16 protein-coding genes are annotated in these 17,921 nt (G+C 65.5%); 7 read left to right on the forward strand and 9 right to left on the reverse strand.

Annotation, left to right across the window (positions count from 1 at the left end; translation table 11 throughout):
- Positions 1–16: 16 nt before the first annotated feature.
- Complete coding sequence (locus tag ACSSV4_RS16775) at positions 17–2,035, forward strand: ComEC/Rec2 family competence protein (RefSeq protein WP_454276243.1); 2,019 nt, start codon at positions 17–19, stop codon at positions 2,033–2,035.
- On the opposite strand, the gene lexA is transcribed toward ACSSV4_RS16775, so the two are convergent.
- The 3 genes from lexA to ACSSV4_RS16790 form a co-directional block, all read right to left on the reverse strand.
- On the reverse strand, positions 2,029–2,727 hold the full coding sequence (gene lexA, locus ACSSV4_RS16780) for a transcriptional repressor LexA (protein ID WP_454276244.1): 699 nt from the start codon (positions 2,725–2,727) through the stop codon (positions 2,029–2,031). The two genes, ACSSV4_RS16775 and lexA, sit on opposite strands and share 7 nt — an antisense overlap.
- Before the next feature lie 84 nt (positions 2,728–2,811).
- On the reverse strand, positions 2,812–3,825 hold the full coding sequence (gene bmt / locus ACSSV4_RS16785) for a betaine--homocysteine S-methyltransferase (protein ID WP_454276245.1): 1,014 nt from the start codon (positions 3,823–3,825) through the stop codon (positions 2,812–2,814).
- Positions 3,826–3,992: 167 nt separating this feature from the next.
- Complete coding sequence (locus tag ACSSV4_RS16790; RefSeq protein ID WP_050663233.1) at positions 3,993–4,307, reverse strand: DUF1476 domain-containing protein; 315 nt, start codon at positions 4,305–4,307, stop codon at positions 3,993–3,995.
- 162 nt (positions 4,308–4,469) lie between these two features.
- Between ACSSV4_RS16790 and purC the strand changes: the two genes are divergently transcribed.
- Positions 4,470–5,231, forward strand: coding sequence for a phosphoribosylaminoimidazolesuccinocarboxamide synthase (purC, locus tag ACSSV4_RS16795; protein WP_454276246.1), 762 nt, complete (start codon positions 4,470–4,472; stop codon positions 5,229–5,231).
- Between the two features lie 14 nt (positions 5,232–5,245).
- Positions 5,246–5,485, forward strand: coding sequence for a phosphoribosylformylglycinamidine synthase subunit PurS (gene purS / locus ACSSV4_RS16800; RefSeq protein WP_454276247.1), 240 nt, complete (start codon positions 5,246–5,248; stop codon positions 5,483–5,485).
- Between the two features lie 43 nt (positions 5,486–5,528).
- On the opposite strand, the gene ACSSV4_RS16805 is transcribed toward purS, so the two are convergent.
- The gene (locus ACSSV4_RS16805; protein ID WP_454276248.1) at positions 5,529–6,206 is read right to left on the reverse strand and encodes a hypothetical protein; all 678 of its coding nucleotides are present in this window, start codon (positions 6,204–6,206) and stop codon (positions 5,529–5,531) included.
- Positions 6,207–6,457: 251 nt separating this feature from the next.
- Between ACSSV4_RS16805 and purQ the strand changes: the two genes are divergently transcribed.
- Genes purQ through ACSSV4_RS16820 form a run of 3 tightly spaced genes read left to right on the forward strand, consistent with a single transcriptional unit; the run spans position 6,458 to position 10,272 of the window.
- Entirely contained in the window at positions 6,458–7,126 is a 669-nt protein-coding gene (purQ, locus tag ACSSV4_RS16810; RefSeq protein WP_454276249.1) for a phosphoribosylformylglycinamidine synthase subunit PurQ, read from the forward strand.
- Positions 7,127–7,171: 45 nt separating this feature from the next.
- A complete protein-coding gene (locus tag ACSSV4_RS16815; protein ID WP_454276250.1) occupies positions 7,172–8,932 on the forward strand; it encodes a sensor histidine kinase in 1,761 nt (586 codons plus the stop codon).
- A 5-nt stretch (positions 8,933–8,937) separates the two neighbouring features.
- On the forward strand, positions 8,938–10,272 hold the full coding sequence (locus ACSSV4_RS16820; protein WP_454276251.1) for a sigma-54-dependent transcriptional regulator: 1,335 nt from the start codon (positions 8,938–8,940) through the stop codon (positions 10,270–10,272).
- A gap of 161 nt (positions 10,273–10,433) precedes the next feature.
- Here ACSSV4_RS16820 and ACSSV4_RS16825 read toward each other — a convergent pair whose 3' ends face one another.
- The 3 genes from ACSSV4_RS16825 to rocF are packed head-to-tail and all read right to left on the reverse strand — an operon-like array spanning position 10,434 to position 13,296.
- Positions 10,434–11,252, reverse strand: coding sequence for a glycosyltransferase (locus ACSSV4_RS16825; RefSeq protein ID WP_454276252.1), 819 nt, complete (start codon positions 11,250–11,252; stop codon positions 10,434–10,436).
- Positions 11,253–11,306: 54 nt separating this feature from the next.
- Positions 11,307–12,356 carry an ornithine cyclodeaminase gene (locus ACSSV4_RS16830; protein ID WP_454276253.1) on the reverse strand — a complete coding sequence of 350 codons (1,050 nt, stop codon included), beginning with the start codon at positions 12,354–12,356 and terminating at the stop codon, positions 11,307–11,309.
- Between the two features lie 10 nt (positions 12,357–12,366).
- Positions 12,367–13,296: an arginase gene (gene rocF, locus ACSSV4_RS16835; RefSeq protein WP_454276254.1), complete on the reverse strand. Its 930-nt coding sequence runs from the start codon at positions 13,294–13,296 to the stop codon at positions 12,367–12,369.
- A 119-nt stretch (positions 13,297–13,415) separates the two neighbouring features.
- Here rocF and ACSSV4_RS16840 point away from each other — a divergent pair, with 119 nt between their 5' ends.
- Entirely contained in the window at positions 13,416–13,844 is a 429-nt protein-coding gene (locus ACSSV4_RS16840; protein ID WP_454276255.1) for an Lrp/AsnC family transcriptional regulator, read from the forward strand.
- A gap of 103 nt (positions 13,845–13,947) precedes the next feature.
- Here ACSSV4_RS16840 and ACSSV4_RS16845 read toward each other — a convergent pair whose 3' ends face one another.
- Both ACSSV4_RS16845 and ACSSV4_RS16850 read right to left on the reverse strand, forming a co-directional pair.
- Positions 13,948–16,713: a [protein-PII] uridylyltransferase gene (locus ACSSV4_RS16845; RefSeq protein ID WP_454276256.1), complete on the reverse strand. Its 2,766-nt coding sequence runs from the start codon at positions 16,711–16,713 to the stop codon at positions 13,948–13,950.
- A 21-nt stretch (positions 16,714–16,734) separates the two neighbouring features.
- Complete coding sequence (locus tag ACSSV4_RS16850) at positions 16,735–17,910, reverse strand: penicillin-binding protein activator (RefSeq protein WP_454276257.1); 1,176 nt, start codon at positions 17,908–17,910, stop codon at positions 16,735–16,737.
- Positions 17,911–17,921: the final 11 nt, after the last annotated feature.

A 17,921-nucleotide genomic window follows, 5' to 3' on the forward strand; every position in this document is an offset into this window, starting at 1 on the left:
GCCGGGAGGGACACAAGTGGCGCGCGTCTGGCATCTGATCGAACACGGATGGTTGTCGCAGCGCGGATCGCTGTTCCCCTGGGTTCCGGTCTGGCTGGGCTGCGGCGTGGGTCTTTATTTCGCGCTGCGGGCAGAGCCGCCAGTAGCGGTGCTCTGGGCCTGCGGTGGCGGTGCCCTCGGGCTGGGGCTGCTGGGGCTTCGTGGGCGCGAATGGGCCGGCCCGCTCTTGCTGCTCTGCGCCTTGGTGCTTGCGGGCGTGGCGATCGCGGGCGCGCGCGCGCATCTGCTGGCGGGGCCGGTACTGGGCTGGCGCTATTACGGCCCCGTCGAGGGGCGCATCGTGGCCATCGACCGCTCGGCCTCGGATGCGCTGCGCCTGACGCTCGACCGCGTGGTGCTTGACCGGATGCGCCCTGACCGCATCCCTGACCGGGTGCGCGTCTCGTTGCACGGGGACCAGCGATTCATCACGCCGCGCCCGGGGCTGCGGGTGATGATGACCGCGCATCTTGGCCCGCCCTCCGGCCCGGTGGAGCCGGGCGGCTTCGACTTTCGCCGCCATGCCTGGTTTCTCGGGATCGGCGCCGTGGGCTACACGCGCACGCCGGTCCTGACGGTGAGCGAGGCGCAGGGTGCGCAGGCGCCGTTCAAGGCGCGCATGGCGCTTTCGGCCCATGTGCAGACGCGATTGCCGGGGCAGGTCGGGGCCTTTGCCGCCGCGATCATGACGGGTGACCGCGCGGGCCTGTCGCAGGACACGTTGCAGGCGATGCGCATCTCCAACCTTGCGCATCTGCTGGCCATATCGGGGCTGCATATGGGTCTGCTGGCTGGGTTTGTCTTTGCCGCGTGCCGCCTTGGCCTCGCCGCGCTTCCGGGGATCGGACTGCGCTGGCCGATCAAGAAGATCGCGGCGGGTGTCGCGATCCTGGCGAGCGCGGGCTATCTCGGCCTGTCGGGCGGCAATGTCGCGACCGAACGTGCCTTTGTCATGGTCGCGGTGATGCTGGTGGCGGTGATGCTCGACCGGCGTGCGCTCAGCCTGCGGGCGGTGGCGGTGGCGGCGGTGATCGTGCTCTGCCTGCAACCCGAGGCGTTGCTTGGCCCCGGTTTCCAGATGTCCTTTGCCGCCACGGTGGCGCTTGTCGCAGTCTTCGGCTGGCTGCGCGACGCGCAGGTGCCACTCGGGGCGCGCTGGCTGCGCCCGGTGCTGGCGGTGGTGATTTCGTCCGCCGTGGCCGGGGCGGCGACAGCCCCGGTGGCAGCGGCGCATTTCAACCAGATCGCGCAATACGGCCTGCTTGCCAACCTGATGAGCGTGCCGCTGATGGGCGTTCTGGTGATGCCCGCAGCGGTGGTCGCGGCGCTGCTCTTGCCATTCGGCCTTGATTGGCTGCCGCTCTGGGTGATGGGGCAGGGGCTGGAGTGGATCCTCGGCGTGGCGACGCGGGTGTCGTCGTGGGAGGGGGCGCGCGGCCTCGTCGTCTCGCCGGGGCCCGAGGTGTTGCCGCTCATCGCGCTCGGCGCGCTCTTTCTCGTGCTTTGGCAGGGGCGGGCGCGGCTGGCCGGGCTGGTGCCGGTGATGCTTGGCGTCTGGCTGTGGACCGGGGCGGAACGGCCTGCGGTTCTGGTGTCGGACACTGGCGGGCTGGTGGGTGTGCTCACGCCCGAGGGACGCGCCCTCAACAAGCCGCGCGGCGGCGGGTTTGTCGCGCTCAACTGGCTGGAGAATGACGGGGATATGGCCACGCAGGAGGCCGCATATGGGCGCTGGCCGGGTGAGGTGGCGTGGCCGCTTTCGCTGCGCGTGGTCACCGGGGCCAGGGCCGCGCGCGAGGCCACCGGCTGCGGTGCTGCCTCGCTCGTGATCTTCACCGCCGAGCCGGACGGGTGGCCGCCGGATCCCGGCTGTCGCACGATCACGCCAAAGACCCTCTATGACACCGGGTCACTTGCGATTTTCGACGAAGCCGCAGACCTGCGCATCGTCACCGCCAGGTCCGTGACCGGCACCCGCCTCTGGTCCGGTCAGTAGGTGCGTATCAGCCCGACCAGCCGGCCCTGCACCCGGACCTGATCGTCGGGCAGCAGGCGGGTCTCATAGGCGGGGTTTGCGGCCTCGAGCGCGATGGCGTTGCCCCGGCGGAAAAAGCGTTTGAGCGTCGCCTCTTCCTCGGCGATCAGCGCCACCACGATATCGCCGTTATCGGCGGTGGCGGTCTCGCGGATGATGACTACGTCGCCATCATTGATCCCCGCCTCGATCATCGAGTCGCCCTTGACCTCGAGCGCGTAATGCTCGCCCTTGCCCGAGATCATGCCGCTTGGCACGCCGACATGGCCGCTGGTATGGGCGATCGCCTCGATCGGAACACCGGCGGCGATGCGGCCCATCAGCGGCACGTCGATCGCGCCGGCTGCCACCGGTTGTGCATTGGCGGGCTGCGGGGCCGACGGGCGATCCCCCTCGATCACCCGCGGAGTGAAGCCGTGCGTCGCCTCGCCACCGAGACTTTCGGGCAGCTTGACGATTTCCAGCGCCCGCGCGCGATGCGCCAACCGCCGGATGAAGCCGCGTTCCTCGAGCGCCGTGATCAGCCGGTGAATGCCGGATTTGGAGCGCAGGTCGAGCGCCTCTTTCATTTCATCAAAACTCGGCGGTACGCCGTCGCGCTGAACGCGCTTGTGGATGAATTCGAGCAGATCGAGCTGTTTCTTGGTAAGCATACGCCGACACTCCGCAGGGACACAGGTCTTTTTGTTCTACTCATGTTCCTGTTTTGTGTCAAGCGCCGCGCCGGTCGCGCCCCGTCAGGCGCGGCGGCGCCTGTTGCGGCGGGGGGCGGGCCCGGTATCCTCGCCGGTGCCATCGGCCTCGGAGGAAAACGCGCCGAGCGCATCGGTGATCTGATCGAGCGTCGGGCGCGGGCCCTTGGGGCGCTCTTCCAGTGCCGCGCGCATCTTGGACAGGTGTTCGGGCATCGTGCCGCAGCAGCCGCCGATGATCGTGGCACCTGCGTCACGCGTCAGCACCGCGTAATCGGCCATCAGGTCAGGCGTGCCGTCGTAATGGATGTGGCCGTCATGGTATTTCGGGATGCCGGCATTGCCCTTGGCGATGATCGGGCGCTCGGTGCCTTGCGCGACAAAGCCCAGCACGGTGCGCAGCAGGTCGGACGCGCCGACGCCGCAATTGGCCCCGAAGGCGAGCGGCGGATTGCCCAGCTTTTCGACCATCGTCGCCATGTCGGCGGAGGTCAGGCCCATCATCGTGCGCCCGGCGGTGTCGAAGCTCATCGTGCCGCACCACGGCATGTCAGCGAGTTTGAAGGCTTCGGCGGCGGCCTTGTATTCTTCTTGCGCGGAGATCGTTTCGAGCCAGAGCACGTCGGCCCCGCCTTCCTTGAGACCCTCGGCCTGCTCGTGGAAGATCTCCACGGCCAACTCATGCGTGAGCGCGCCCATCGGGGCCATGATCTCGCCGGTGGGGCCGACCGACCCCGCCACGATCACCGGGCGGTCATAGCGGTCCGCCACCGCGCGGCCGATCTCGGCGGAGATGCGCGACAGCTCTCGCGCGCGCTTTTGCGCGCCGTGAAGTTTGAGCCGGGCCGCGTTGCCGCCGAAGGAATTGGTGAGAAAGAGGTCACTGCCTGCGTCGACCGCTTGCTTGTAAAGCAGTTCGATCCGGTCGGGATGCTCATCGTTCCACATTTCCGGCGCATCGCCGGACTCGAGCCCCATGTTGAACAGGTTCGTCCCCGTGGCCCCGTCGGCAAGAATCCAGTCGCGCGAGGCCAGGAGTTTGGTGAGGGCGTTGGTCATGATGATGTCCTAGGCTTATGACCGCACAGATCTGGCACCGAAACGGTGCGCCGCGCAAACTCATAATTTTCATGTAAATGGTGAGGCGCGTTTGCATGTCATGCCCGGCGCCCCGGGAAACAGGGAGCATCGCAGCGGATGCGCCCCGTCCCTCGGCTGACGATCGGTCAGGTTTCCTTGACCAGTTGCCCCTTGGCGATCTTGAGTAGCTCGTCCATCTTGGCGCGGATCGTGTCGGCATCGGCGATGTCGCCCAGATCACCGGCGACCTTGCGCACCACGTCCTCGTGGCCGGCCTCTTCGAAATCGGCCTTCACGACCTCGCGGGCATAGGCGTCGGCATCGTCGCCGGTCTTGCCCAACAGCTCGGCGGCCCAGAGGCCCAGAAGCTTGTTGCGCCGGGCCACGGCGCGGAACGCCATTTCCTCGTCATGAGCGAATTTGTTCTCGAATGCGCTTTCGCGGTCGTCAAAGGTGGTCATCTGGCCTGTCCCCTTGCATGCGTTGCCGTTGCACCCGATATGCAATCTGGCGGGCAAAAGGGCAAGGGGCCAACGCGATCTTGCGACGTGTTGGCCCATGCACTATGAGAGCGCATCGGCATGGGGGGACTCAGGCCCCCAACCCTCAGCGACGGAGTTATCATGGCGCGGCGCAAGAAAATCTACGAAGGCAAGGCCAAGACGTTGTACGAGGGCCCCGAGCCGGGCACCATCATCCAGTATTTCAAGGATGACGCCACCGCCTTTAACGCCGAGAAGAAGGCCACCATCGAGGGCAAGGGCGTGCTCAACAACATGCTCTCGGAATATTTCATGACCGGGCTGAACAATATCGGGGTGCCCACGCATTTCATCAAGCGCATCAACATGCGCGAGCAATTGGTGCGCGCCTGCGAGATCGTGCCGCTCGAGGTGATCGTGCGCAACTATGCCGCCGGGTCGATGGCCAAGCGGCTTGGCATCGAGGAGGGCACGCAACTGCCGCGCCCGATCGTGGAATACTGCCTCAAGGATGACAAGCTGGGCGACCCGCTGGTGACCGAGGAGCATATCGCCGCCTTCGGCTGGGCCAGCCAGCAGGACATGGACGACATTCTCAGCCTCGCGCTGCGGGTCAATGACTTTCTCGCCGGGGTGATGTTCGGCGTGGGCATCAAGCTCGTCGACTTCAAGATCGAGGTGGGGCGTGTCTACGATGGCGATTTCCAGCGTCTGATCGTCGCCGACGAGATCAGCCCGGACAGTTGTCGGCTGTGGGACATCGAAACCGGGCAAAAGCTCGACAAGGACGTGTTCCGCCGCGACCTTGGCTCGCTCACCGATGCCTATACCGAGGTCGCGACCCGTCTGGGCGTCATGCCCAAGTCGAACGCCCCCGTCACCCGCCCGACGCTGATCAACTGAAAGGGACCAGACCGATGAAGGCACGCGTGCATGTCATGCTCAAGACCGGCGTTCTCGATCCGCAGGGCGAGGCGGTGCGCCACGCGCTCGGGTCGCTCGGGTTCGAGGGGGTCGAGGGGGTGCGGCAGGGCAAGGTGATCGAGATCGATCTGGCAGAGAGCGATCCGGCCAGGGCCGAGGTTCTCGTTACCGAGATGTGCGAGAAGCTGCTCGCCAACACGGTGATCGAGAGCTATTCGGTGGAGTTGGGCTGAGCCGAGGCCCGTCGGCGGTCCGGACCTTTCGGTCCGGAGGGGATCATTGCCTGCTGGTCCCGTCCGATACCTGATCCATGGGCACGCCCTGCGCGACCTTCTGCGCCAGATCCCGGCCAAACAGGGCGATCATGCCGTTGTTCAGGGCCGGGCGCTTGCCCATCAGCGTCTTCAATCTCGCGACATCGAACACGATCACCCGTGTGGCCGGTGGCACGAGGACGCTTGCGCTCGACACCTGCCCCGTCAGGAATGCGATCTCGCCGACAAAGCTGGGCCCGGTGGCCCGATAGGTCATGCCGCGCTTTTCGATCTGAAAATGGTCTGCATCTATGAAATAGAGCTTGTCCAGATGCACGCCTTCGCGGATCAGCGGCGTCGTGGTGTCGGTCACAACGGTCTCGGCATGGCGTGAGATCCGGCGGAATTGCCCCGGCGAGAGTGTCTCGAAATACCCATAGAGGCGGATATCCTCGGCGGACATGCCGATCCGGGTCCGCTCGAAGATGATGACGAAGATCAGAGCCATGTTGATGGCGATAATCGTTCCGTTGGACAAGACCGGAGCGATCAGCGGCGTGGGCAGGAGAGCGTAATACAACAGATCGGCCAGCATTCCGGAGGCCACCAGGGCGCGCAGCGCCAATTCGTCGCGAAAGAAGAAACCGGCGACCTTCAGCATGAAACCGGCGAGGATCAGGAGCGAAAGGGGCGAATCCATATTGGGGCTTCCGAAGGCTGGAATCTGGGGTCCGGCGCATGCGAACCATGGCCGGTGGTGTGAGCGATGGATGATGCGCCTGTAACGCGGCAAGGGTCAATCCATTGTGCAGGATTGTGACATCCGTGCCTTGGGCAGTCTGGCAGGCGTGGCAAACGGGCGGCCTCGCCGCCCGTTCGCCCGGCACTCATGGACAAGGCCGCGCCATCGCGCTAGAGCATCGCCAAAGCACCAAGAGAAGGCCCCTTGCCATGCATGCCGCCGTCATCGTCTTTCCCGGCTCCAACTGCGACCGCGACCTTGCGGTGGCGCTGACGCGTGCGGGGGCGCGCGTCTCGATGGTCTGGCACAAGGACACGTCGCTGCCCGAGGGCGTCGATCTGATCGGCGTGCCGGGCGGCTTTTCCTACGGCGACTACCTGCGCTGCGGCGCGATTGCCGCCAATTCACCGATCTGCCGCGCGGTCGTGGCGCATGCCGACAAGGGCGGCTATGTGCTGGGGGTGTGCAACGGCTTTCAGATCCTGACCGAGACCGGCATCCTGCCCGGCGCGTTGCTGCGCAATGCGGGGCTGAAATATGTCTGCAAGCCGGTCGGCCTGCGGGTCACCACCAATCAGAGCGCCTTTACCCAAGGGTACAAGGCAGACAGTACCATCACCGTGCCGATCGCGCATCACGACGGCAATTATTTTGCCGACACGGCGACGCTCGACCGGCTGCATGCCGAGGATCGCGTCGCCTTCAGCTATGTCGACAATCCCAACGGTTCGGCGCGCGATATCGCCGGAATCCTCTCGGACAACCGCCGCGTTCTCGGCATGATGCCGCATCCCGAGCGGATGGCCGATCCGCTGCATGGCGGCACCGACGGGGCGGCGATGTTCGCGGGGCTTGTGCAACAGCTTGCCGACGCGTGACGCAGGGCGCTTGAGGGCAGGGGCCTCTCGGCCTAATCTGATCGCATGAACACCCTGCCAACCAAACCCAATGCGCCGCGCGCGCGGGCCATCTCGTGGCGCGCGCGGCTTGTGCTTCTGGGCCTGTTCCTAGTCGCGGTGGTGGTGGTGTTCACCACCAACCGCGTGCTGACCGATCGCTTTACCGAGAATACGCGCAACCGCGCCGAACTACGCCTCGTGCTCTATTCCGGCAACCTGCTGTCGGAACTGCGCCAGAACGCCATCGTGCCGCAGCTTCTGGCCCGCGATCCGGCGCTGATCTCGGCGCTCAACACCCAGGATTACGCGCAATCCACGCAGCGCCTGATCTCCTTTGTCGACGAGATCGGTGCCGCCTCGCTGATGCTCTTGGACAAGGACGGGCGCGCGGTCGCCACCACCGAGCGCAACCGACTGGGCGAGAACCACAAGCAGGCTGCCTATTACGTCGATGCGTTGCGCTCGCGCGACACGGTTTTCAAGGTGTTGCAGAGTGAGGCGGGGCAATATAATTTCACCTATTCACGCCGCATCGACACCCAGAACGGGGTGCTCGGCGTGATCGTGGTCGAGGTCGACTTGCGCAAATACGAACGCGCCTGGGCAGGGATATCGGATGCGGTGATGGTGACCGATTCCGAGGGCCGCATCATCCTCGCGACCGAACCCCGCTGGCGCGGATTGACCGAAGCCGAGGCGCTCGCGCGCGAGCCCGCCAGCAGCGCCATCCAGCGCGCCATTCAGGCCACCTCGGACTGGACCGCGCTGCCCGCCGATGCCTATGTGCGCGGCGAGGCGGTGATGCGCGTCGAGGGGCGGGTGGCGTTTCGCGGCTGGCGCATCGCCAGTTTCACCACCTATGCCGCCGTGCGCGATAAGGTGAACGGGTATCTCGCGCTCGAAATCATGGGATTCGCGATTCTTCTGGCGCTCGCGTTCTATTTTCTCAACCGCAAGGCGGCGCTGCGCGTGGCGGTGTTTCAGCGCGAGTCGGCGGAGCTTCGCGCATTGAACGCGCGCCTGCAGCGGGAAATCGCCGAACGCCAGAGGGTGCAGGAGAACCTCGCGCAAGCCGAACAGACGTTGCAACAAAGCTCCAAGCTTGCCGTGCTGGGCGAGATGTCGGCAGCGGTGAGCCACGAGCTCAACCAGCCGCTTGCGGCGATGAAAACCTATCTCGCGGGGGCGCGCATGCTGTTGACGCGCAACCGCCCCGACGAGGCGTTGACCTCGTTCCAGCGGATCGACGACCTGATCGAGCGGATGGGGGCGATCACCAAGCAGCTCAAATCCTATGCGCGGCAGTCGGGCGACGTGTTTGCGCCCGTAAACATGGGCGATGCGGTGGCCTCGGCGCTGGCCATGATGGAGCCGCAACTGCGTCAGCGCAAGATCTCCATCACCCGCACCCTGCCGGATCAGCCGGTGATGATCATGGGCGACCGGGTACGTGTCGAGCAGGTGATCATCAACCTCTTGCGCAACGCCATCGACGCCACCGAGACGGTTCCCGATGCCAGCATCGACATCCTGCTCGCGGCGGGCGAGACGGCGGTGCTGACGGTGCGCGACAACGGCCACGGCATCGGCGATTTCAAGAACCTGTTCGAGCCTTTCTACACCACCAAGCAGCCCGGCGACGGGGTCGGGCTGGGGCTTGCCATTTCCTCGGGGATCGTGAACGACCTTGGCGGGCGTCTGGTGGCGCGCAACGCGCCGGATGGGGGGGCTGTATTCGAGGTCCAGCTTCCCATATTACCTGAAGAGACCCGAGCAGCGGAGTGAGTGACATGCCGGCAGCCATGAAGATCGCCATTGTCGATGACGAAAAGGATATGCGCCAGTCGATCAGCCAGTGGCTGGCGCTCTCGGGCTATGACACCGAGGCGTTTCCCTCGGCCGAAGAGGCGCTCAAGGCGCTCGGGCCCGATTATCCGGGCATTGTGGTGACGGATATCAAGATGCCCGGCATGGACGGGATGCAGTTCCTGAAAAAGCTGATGGGCTCGGACAGCTCCTTGCCGGTGATCATGATTACCGGGCACGGCGATGTGCCCATGGCGGTCGAGGCGATGCGCATCGGGGCGTTCGATTTTCTGGAAAAGCCGTTCAATCCAGATCGCATGACGCAACTGGCGAAAAAGGCCACGAATGCGCGGCGCATGGTACTTGATGCGCGCGCGCTGCGCCGAGACCTGTCGGATGGCGGGCAGTTGATGAAGAAACTGATCGGCACCTCCGGGGCGATGGAGCGGCTGCGCGAGGATATCCTCGATCTGGGACAGGCCGACGGCCATGTGCTGATCGAGGGCGAGACCGGCACCGGCAAGACGCTGGTGGCGCATGCCCTGCATGCGGTGGGCGCGCGCGCGGGCAAGAAATTCGTCTCGGTTTCCTGCGCCGCCCTTGGCGAAGAGGCGCTTTCCGCGCGGCTCTTTGGCCCCGTGCAACCCGAGGACCCGCGCCTGCCGGCGGTCGAGGAGGCGCGCGGCGGTACGCTCGTGCTCGAGGATGTCGAGGCGCTGTCCGATGCGGCGCAAGCGCGTCTGCTGACCTTCGTCAATGACGAAGGCACGCCGCCCGAAACCCGCATCATCGCGATTTCCAACATGCAGGACGAGGGCCGCACCTGCGAGGACGCGCTGCGCTCGGACCTGTTTTACCGGCTGGCCAGCCTGCGCATCACCGTGCCGCCACTGCGCCAGCGCGGCGAGGATATACTGACGCTTTTCACCTCGTTCTCGGACCAGTTCGCGGAGGATTACGGCTGCGAGGCGCCGCAGATCTCGGCGCAGGAGGCGACGCAGCTCTTGCAGGCGCCCTGGCCGGGCAATGTGCGCCAGCTTTTCAACGTGGCCGAGCGCGCGGTGCTGCAATCGCGGCGCGGCTCGGGCACGCTGACCTCGCTGCTGATGTCGGATCACGACGACATGCAGCCGGTGATGACCACCGAAGGCAAGCCATTGAAGGAATATGTCGAGGCCTTCGAGCGGATGCTGATCGACAACACCATGCGTCGCCACAAGGGCTCCATCGCGGCGGTGATGGAGGAGCTCTGCCTGCCGCGCCGCACGCTCAATGAGAAGATGGCCAAGTACAATCTGCAACGCTCGGATTATCTCTGAGGCGACGGTCTTGGCCTGTTGTTTCCGTGACGGTTTCAGAGATAAGCCGCGCGGTGCCCGACTGGCGGCGGTCGGGCGCTGCGCGGCGGTGCCTGCGGCACCTTGATTCCGCGCATTGGTTCTAGACGTCAACGGCAGCTCCAGGCGATATCCCGATGGGCTCAGTCCATCCGCCAGACCTGCGCCGCGTGATCGTAGCGCACCAGATTGCGCGCCCCGCGCGGCACCGCGCGTTTCTCGTATTGCCGCCAAAACAGCGCGCCGAGGCGTTCGGCCCATGTGGGCGGGCGGCGCAGGCGGCGCAATTCGCGGCGATAGGCGCCGGGCGCGCGTTTCGAAAGCTGCCCGGGCTCGATGGTGAAGGCCCCGAGCTGGGCATCGACCACGTAGAGATCATGCCGCCGCGCCATCGACTTCCACAGGAAATAATCCCCGGCCAGTTCGCAGCCCCGCAGCCGGTCGAGATCGACCAGTGCGTTGAGAGCCGAGCGCCAGAAGGTGCTTTCCTGTTCGATCCCGTAGAGCCGGGTGCCATACATGCCGCAGTCGATAAAGCGGCGGCTGTAGGGATGCGGCAGGCGGGTGTTGACGATCTGCCGCGCCGCGTTGCGCAGCACCGCCTGACCGGTCAGCCAGTGGATTTCTGGGAATTGTGCGAAGACCTCGGAGACCACGGAAAAGGCGTGCGGATCATAGGTCTCTCCGGCGGGCAGGTAGCAGGTGACATCGCCGCCTGCCCATGCAAGCCCCTTGGCGAGTGCGTCATACATGCCGCCATCGGGCTCTGACAGGATCGTGACGCGCGGATCGCGCAGCGCCTCGATGCGAGCGAGGCTGCCATCGGTCGAGGCCCCGTCGAGGATCAGGCAGTCCACCTGATCGCGCCCCGACCGCACCGAGGTTTGCGCCAGCACGCTGTCGAGCGTGCGCAGCAGCTTGTCACCGGCATTGCGGGCGGGGATGAGAAAGGCATAGCGCATGGCCCGGCCATAGCCCGAAAGCGCCGCCCTGTCATGCCCCTATGCGGGGTGCGCTCAGGGGGCGGCGCGTTGCAGCATTCCGAAGAGGTCGCGCGGATCGTCCGGGTCGGCCAGAAGGTCGAGATCCATGTAGTAATCGGTGCCGCCGATATGGTCGCGGATGTAGCGCAGGGCGCTGAAATCCTCGATGGCAAAGCCGACGCTGTCGAAGAGCGTGATCTGTTCGGCCGATGTTCGCCCCGGGGCCTCGCCCGAGAGGACCTGCCACATCTCGGTCACCGGGTGGTCGGGATCAAGCTGCTGGATCTCGCCCTCGATGCGGGTCTGCTCGGGATATTCGACAAAGATCGTGGAGCGGTGCAGCACGCCCGCCGCCAGTTCGGTCTTGCCCGGGCAGTCGCCGCCGATGGCGTTGATATGCACGCCGCTTCCCACCATGTTGTCCGACAGGATGGTGGCATATTGCTTGTCGGCGGTGCAGGTTGTGATGATCTGCGCGCCTTCCATGCTTTCCTCGGGCGTGCGGCATTGCACGACCTTCAGCCCCATGCCGGTGAGATTACGCGCGGCCTTTTCGGTGGCCTTGGGGTCGATGTCGTAAAGCCGCACGGATTTCAGCCCCACCAGGGCCTTCATCGCGAGGCTCTGGAACTCCGACTGCGCGCCCGCGCCGATCATCGCCATGGTGTCCGCGCCTTTAGGTGCAAGATGCTTTGCCACCATCGCCGAGGTGGCCGCCGTGCGCAGCGCGGTGAGCACGGTCATTTCCGACAGAAGCACCGGATAGCCATTGCCGACATTGGCCAGCAGTCCGAAGGCGGTGACGGTCTGCAAGCCGGATTTGGTGTTCTTGGGGTGGCCGTTGACGTATTTGAAGCCGTAGACCTCGCCATCCGAGGTGGGCATCAGTTCGATCACCCCTTCCTCGGAATGCGAGGCGATGCGGGGGGTCTTGTCGAAAAGCGCCCAGCGGCGGAAATCGGCCTCGATATAGTCGGCGAGGCCCGCAAGCATCGGCTCGATGCCGGTGTGATGCACGAGTTTCATCATGTTGTCGACGGACACAAAAGGCACGAGCGCCTTGTCGGAGGGGGCGAGTGTCATGGGGCTATCCTCAGCTATAGGCCAATGTGGGACGGTCAAAGACGCGGCGGCCAAGGGCCGAGGCCGCGAGATCGACCATCACTTGCGCGGTGCGACCGCGATCATCGAGAAAGGGGTTCAACTCCACGAGGTCGAGCGAGGACATGAGGCCACTGTCGCAGATCATCTCCATCACCAGATGCGCCTCGCGGATGGTGGCCCCACCCGGCACGGTGGTGCCGACAGCAGGGGCGAAGGAGGGGTCGAGGAAATCCACGTCGAGCGAGACATGCAGCGCGCCGCCCATGGCCGCGACATGATCGAGAAAGGCGGCGAGCGGGCGCGAGATGCCCTGTTCGTCGATCACCCGCATGTCGTGAGTGCGGATCTGCGTGGCCTGCAGCGCCTCGCGTTCAGCGGCATCGACCGAGCGCAATCCGAGAATGCAGATGTTGTCCTCGGGCACCGGATGGGCGACGGGCGGGAAGCCGTGAAAGCCCGCGCGCCCGGTGACATAGCCCAAGGGCGTGCCGTGCAGGTTGCCCGAGGCGGTGGTTTGCGGCGTGTGGAAATCGCTATGGGCGTCGAGCCAGAGGACGAATTGCGGGCGGCCCGCTTGGGCGGCGTGATTGGCCGCGCCCGTGACCGAGCCGAGCGACAGGCTGTGATCCCCCCCCAGAAACACCGGGAGGCCGCCTTGCAGCGCGTCCTGTGCCGCCTTGGCGAGCGTCGCGGTCCAGCCTGCGGTCTGCTCTGGCGCGTAGACATGCGGTGGCAGCGCCGGGTCGGGCGTGGCAGGTTGCGGCGTGAGATTACCGGTATCAGAGACGCGGTGGCCGAGATCCATCAGCGCCTCGGCAAGGCCCGCGGTGCGATAGGCGTCGGGGCCCATCAGGCAGCCGCGCCGGTCCTTGCCGCTATCGACGGGGGCACCGATCAGGATGATGTCTTGCGGGATCATGAAAACCTCTGGTGATGTGCGTGTCGCGGTGAGGGTGCTGCCGATTTGGGTTGATTTGAAGCGGCTATTTTGCACTAATCGGGGTGTATCTGTGCGATACGGAATAAAGGACCTGCGAAATGGACGATACCGACCGGCGGCTTATCTCGATGCTGCGCCACGACGCGCGCGCTTCGCTGTCAGATCTGGCGATCGGACTGGGGGTGTCGCGCACCACGGTGCGGGCGCGGATCGAGCGGCTGCGGCAGAGTGGCGAGATCGTGGGGTTCACGGTGGTGCTGCGCGGCGATACGGCACGCGACCCGGTGCGCGGGTTGATGATGCTGGGGATCGAGGGGCGCGGCACCGAGCGGGTGATCCGGCAGCTCAACGGGTTGAGCGCCGTGCGCGCGACGCATACCACCAACGGCCGCTGGGACGTGATCGTGGAAATCGGCACCGAGACACTGGAAGAGCTTGACCGGGTGCTGGCGCAGATCCGGCGCTTCGACGGGATCGCGAGTTCGGAGACGAGCCTGCTGCTGAATACCTGGAAATCGGCGGGATAGGTGGCGTCCGGCCTGGAGCCGCCGTTGATCCCTGCACCGATGCGCGGCCGGGGGATGTGCTGTGAGATCCCCGCTTTCGCGGGGATGACAGCTGCGCGCGCCCTCACGTCGTGGCGCGTTCCACGCCTTCGGCGATGGCGGAGCGGAGTTTTTTCTCCAGCGAGGCGCGTTTGCTTTCGGAGTGGAATTTCAGGCCGAACATGTCCTTGACGTAGAAGGTATCGACCACCTGCTCGCCATAGGTCGCGATGACCGCAGAGGCGATATACACATTCGAGGCCGCCAGCGTGCGCGTGAGGTCATAGAGCAGGCCGGGACGGTCGCGGGTGTCGACTTCGATGATGGTGTAGACCTCGGAACCGTCGTTATCAAACGTGATATGCGTCGGCACGCGGAAGGCGCGTTCGCGTTTCTTGAGCTTGTCGCGGGATTTGATCGCCTCGCGGGGGAGAACCTCGCCCTTGAGCGTCTTGAGGATCATCTGGCGCAGACGGGGCAGGCGGTCGGTTTCGAACGGGTGGCCGTCGCCGTCCTGTATCCAGAAGGCGGCGGTGGCGAAGCCGTCCTTGGAGGTATAGGTGCGGGCGTCCACGACATTGGCCCCCACAAGCGCGAGCGCGCCGGCGAGGCGCGAGAAGATGCCGGGGTGATCGGCCAGCGCGAAACAGGCGCGGGTCGCGTCGCGGTCCTCGTCTATGGCCAGATCAATCGCAATTTCATCCTCGGTCAGCCCCTTGAGCAGGCGGGCAAAGACCACATGGGCGGTGACGTGCAGTCCCTGCCAGTAGGGCGGGTAGTGGCGCGTGGTCTCGTGCTTAAGGTCGCGGGCGTCCCAGTTGGTGAGCGCCTCGCGCAGGTTGCGCTTGGCGTCGGCGCCGCGCTGTTCGCGGGTGATCGCCTCCATCCCGTCTTCGAGCACGCGGCGGGTCTGGCGGTAGAGGGCGCGCAGCAGCGAGGCCTTCCAGTTGTTCCAGGTGCCGGGGCCGACGCCGCGAATGTCGCAGACGGTGAGCAGGAGCAGCAGGTCGAGCCGCTCGCGGGTCTGCACCGCCTTGGCGAAATCGCGCACGGTCCGCGGATCGGCGATGTCGCGTTTCTGGGCCATGTCGGACATCAGCAGGTGATAGCGCACCAGCCATTCGGCGGTGTCGACCTCCTTGGGTTTGAGCCCGAGGCGTGGCCCCACCTTGCGGGTGATGCGCGCGCCGAGGATCGAGTGATCCTCGTCACGGCCCTTGCCGATATCGTGCATCAGCAGCGCCACGTAGAGCACCCGGCGGTTGACGCCGTCCTTGAGGATCGAGGACGAGACCGGCAATTCCTCGATCAGCTCGCGGCGCTCAATCTGGGCGAGGTGCGAGATGCATTGGATGATGTGTTCGTCCACCGTGTAGTGGTGATACATGTTGAACTGCATCATCGCCACGACTGGTTCGAATTCGGGGATGAAGGCCGACAGGATGCCAAGCTCGTTCATCCGGCGCAGGGCGCGTTCGGGGTTGCCGTGTTTCAGCAGCAGGTCGAGAAAGAGTTTCGCCGCGCGCGGGTCGTTGCGCATATGTCCGTCGATCAGGTGCAGGTTGGCGGTGACCAGCAACATCGCGTCGGGGTGAATGAGCAGCCCGGTGCGCAGCCCCTCCTCGAAGAGCCGCAAGAGGTTGAGCGGATCGGAGAGGAATGCGGTCTCATCGGCGATGGCGAGACGGCCGTGGATCTCCACATAGCCCGGCTTGAGCTTCTTGCGGCGCTTGAGCAGGCGTTGCAGGAGCGGTTCGGATTTGAGCTGTGACGCTTCCAGTTTGGTCAGGAAGATGCGGGTCAGGTCGCCCACAGAAGTGGCGTGGCGGAAATAATCCTGCATGAAGATCTCGACCCCGCGCCGCCCGGCGCGGTCGGAATAGCCCATGCGCGCGGCCACTTCGAGTTGCATGTCGAAGGTGAGTTGTTCGTTGGGTCGCCCGGAAATCAGGTGCAGATGGCAGCGCACGGCCCAGAGGAAGTTCTCGGCGCGCAGGAAGGTGCTGAACTCGTCTCGGGTGAACATGCCAAGCGCCACAAGCTCGCTCACATCCTTGACGCGGTGCAGGTACTTGGCGATCCAGAACAGCGATTGGAGGTCGCGCAGCCCGCCCTTGCCTTCCTTGACGTTGGGCTCGACCATGTAGCGCTCGCCCTGTTTTTCATGGCGCGCGTCGCGTTCCTCGAGCTTGGCCTCGGTGAACTGGCGCTCGCTGCCCTTGAAGAGATCGTCGCGCAGGCGCTGGTTGAGTTTTGCCGCGAGGCTGTCTTCGCCTGCGAGGAATCGGTTTTCCAGCAGCGCCGTGCGAATCGTGAAATCCTCGGCCCCGAGGCGCAGGCAGTCGCGGATGGTGCGGCTGGCATGGCCCACCTTGAGGCGCAGATCCCACAGGATGTAGAGCATCGATTCGATCACGCTCTCGGCCCAGGGGGTGATCTTGTAGGGGGTAAGGAACAGCAGGTCGACATCCGATTGCGGGGCCATCTCACCGCGCCCGTAGCCGCCGACGGCAAAGACCGCGATGCGCTCGGACTCGGTGGGATTGGGCAGCGGGTGCATGACCCGGGTCGCCAGATCGAGCGCGCTGAGGATGATGCAATCGGTGAGCCAGCAATAGGCGCGGGTGGCGGGGCGCGCGTCAAAGGGCCGGGCGGCGAAGGCCTCGGCGATGGCGGCGCGCCCGGTTTTCAAGGGCTCTGACAGGATGCCGACCGCCGCCCTGCGCAGGGCCGTCATGTCGCCCGCGGCCTCGTCCACCGCGCGCGCGAGCGCCGCGCTTGTCGCGGGTGCGTCGAAGATCTCCTGCGCCGGACAGATCAGATCGTCCGGGCAGGGCATGGTCGTGATCATGTCAGGATCTGGACCCTTGCGTCAAAATCCGGCCCCGCCAAAGCTTTGCGGTGCCGGCGACAGAATCGTCACCGCCTTGTCGGTGATGGTCGCCACGGCGAGACCGCGCTCGTTTGTGCCGTCGGCACGCAGCCGGAACACCCCGTTCACCCCCTGAAAGCCAGCCGCCTGGGTGAGATTGCCGCGACCGAGATCCTGTCCGGATTTCGCAAGCGCGCCGATGGCGGCGATGCCGTCATAGGCGAGCCCTGCAATGGGGTGCGGTGCGCGCCCGTTGGCCGCCTGAAAACGGCTGTTGAAGCGTTCCGAGCGGTTCGGGTCGGGCAGGGCGAACCAGCCGCCCTGAACACCGGGCAATTCCAGCGTCTGCGACGGCGTGTCCCACCGGCTCAGGCCGATATATTGCACCCGGTCCGGCCCAAGCCCGTTTTCGGGCAACATCTGCGAAAAGAGCGGCAGGGCACCGGCCGTGTTGGCGGTGAGGAAGATTGCGTCGGCGGCATTGGTTTCGGCGGTTTGTCGGATATTGGGCACCGCGTCGAGCACACCCTGCTGCGAGAAATCATAGCCCACGCTGCCCGCCAGCGTTCCGCCATTTTCGCGCACCGCCTGTTCGATCGCCGCGCGTCCCAGCCGCCCGGCGAGATTGTCGGAATAGACCGCCATGATCCGCGATTTACCCTGACGCGTGGCATAGTCCGCCAGCCGGTCGGCGGTGGTCTGGAAGGTCTGCCCGAGGATGAACAGATTGCCGCCCGCGATGGTCGGATTGTTGGAGAAGGCCAGCACGTTGATGTTGCGCGGCGCCACGGCGACGGCGACGGCATTGGCCGATTCGGCGTGCAGCGGCCCGACGATGATGCGTGCACCGTCTTCGGCGGCGTTGAGTGCGGCCTGTTGCGCCTGCTGCGCCTGACCGGCGGTGCCATAGACACGCAGGTCGATCTCTACCCCTGAGAGATCCGAGATCGCAAGCCGCGCGGCGCTTTCCAGATCGCGCGCAAGTTGGTTTTCCTGTGCATCGGAGGACCCGTGTGGCACCAGAAGCGCCACCGGAACGGCCCCGCGCGTCGGCGTGCCGCCGCCGCCGGTGGTGGTGGCCGTCGGTATCGGATCACAGGCGGCGAGCGCCAGAATGGTGAGCCCCGCGAGAAGGCGGGTGAATGGCTTGCGGATGACGTTTAAAACGGCGAACATGCTAAAGTTTT

The organism is Roseovarius sp. MBR-154 (assembly GCF_053628595.1).

Bases quoted from the DNA above. Each gene is read 5' to 3' on its own strand.
- lexA (WP_454276244.1), bottom strand. From the start codon at position 2,727: ATGCTTACCAAGAAACAGCTCGATCTGCTCGAATTCATCCACAAGCGC.
- bmt (WP_454276245.1), bottom strand. From the start codon at position 3,825: ATGACCAACGCCCTCACCAAACTCCTGGCCTCGCGCGACTGGATTCTT.
- ACSSV4_RS16790 (WP_050663233.1), bottom strand. From the start codon at position 4,307: ATGACCACCTTTGACGACCGCGAAAGCGCATTCGAGAACAAATTCGCT.
- purC (WP_454276246.1), top strand. From the start codon at position 4,470: ATGGCGCGGCGCAAGAAAATCTACGAAGGCAAGGCCAAGACGTTGTAC.
- purS (WP_454276247.1), top strand. From the start codon at position 5,246: ATGAAGGCACGCGTGCATGTCATGCTCAAGACCGGCGTTCTCGATCCG.
- ACSSV4_RS16805 (WP_454276248.1), bottom strand. From the start codon at position 6,206: ATGGATTCGCCCCTTTCGCTCCTGATCCTCGCCGGTTTCATGCTGAAG.
- purQ (WP_454276249.1), top strand. From the start codon at position 6,458: ATGCATGCCGCCGTCATCGTCTTTCCCGGCTCCAACTGCGACCGCGAC.
- ACSSV4_RS16815 (WP_454276250.1), top strand. From the start codon at position 7,172: ATGAACACCCTGCCAACCAAACCCAATGCGCCGCGCGCGCGGGCCATC.
- ACSSV4_RS16820 (WP_454276251.1), top strand. From the start codon at position 8,938: ATGCCGGCAGCCATGAAGATCGCCATTGTCGATGACGAAAAGGATATG.
- ACSSV4_RS16825 (WP_454276252.1), bottom strand. From the start codon at position 11,252: ATGCGCTATGCCTTTCTCATCCCCGCCCGCAATGCCGGTGACAAGCTG.
- ACSSV4_RS16830 (WP_454276253.1), bottom strand. From the start codon at position 12,356: ATGACACTCGCCCCCTCCGACAAGGCGCTCGTGCCTTTTGTGTCCGTC.
- rocF (WP_454276254.1), bottom strand. From the start codon at position 13,296: ATGATCCCGCAAGACATCATCCTGATCGGTGCCCCCGTCGATAGCGGC.
- ACSSV4_RS16840 (WP_454276255.1), top strand. From the start codon at position 13,416: ATGGACGATACCGACCGGCGGCTTATCTCGATGCTGCGCCACGACGCG.
- ACSSV4_RS16845 (WP_454276256.1), bottom strand. From the start codon at position 16,713: ATGATCACGACCATGCCCTGCCCGGACGATCTGATCTGTCCGGCGCAG.
- ACSSV4_RS16850 (WP_454276257.1), bottom strand. From the start codon at position 17,910: ATGTTCGCCGTTTTAAACGTCATCCGCAAGCCATTCACCCGCCTTCTC.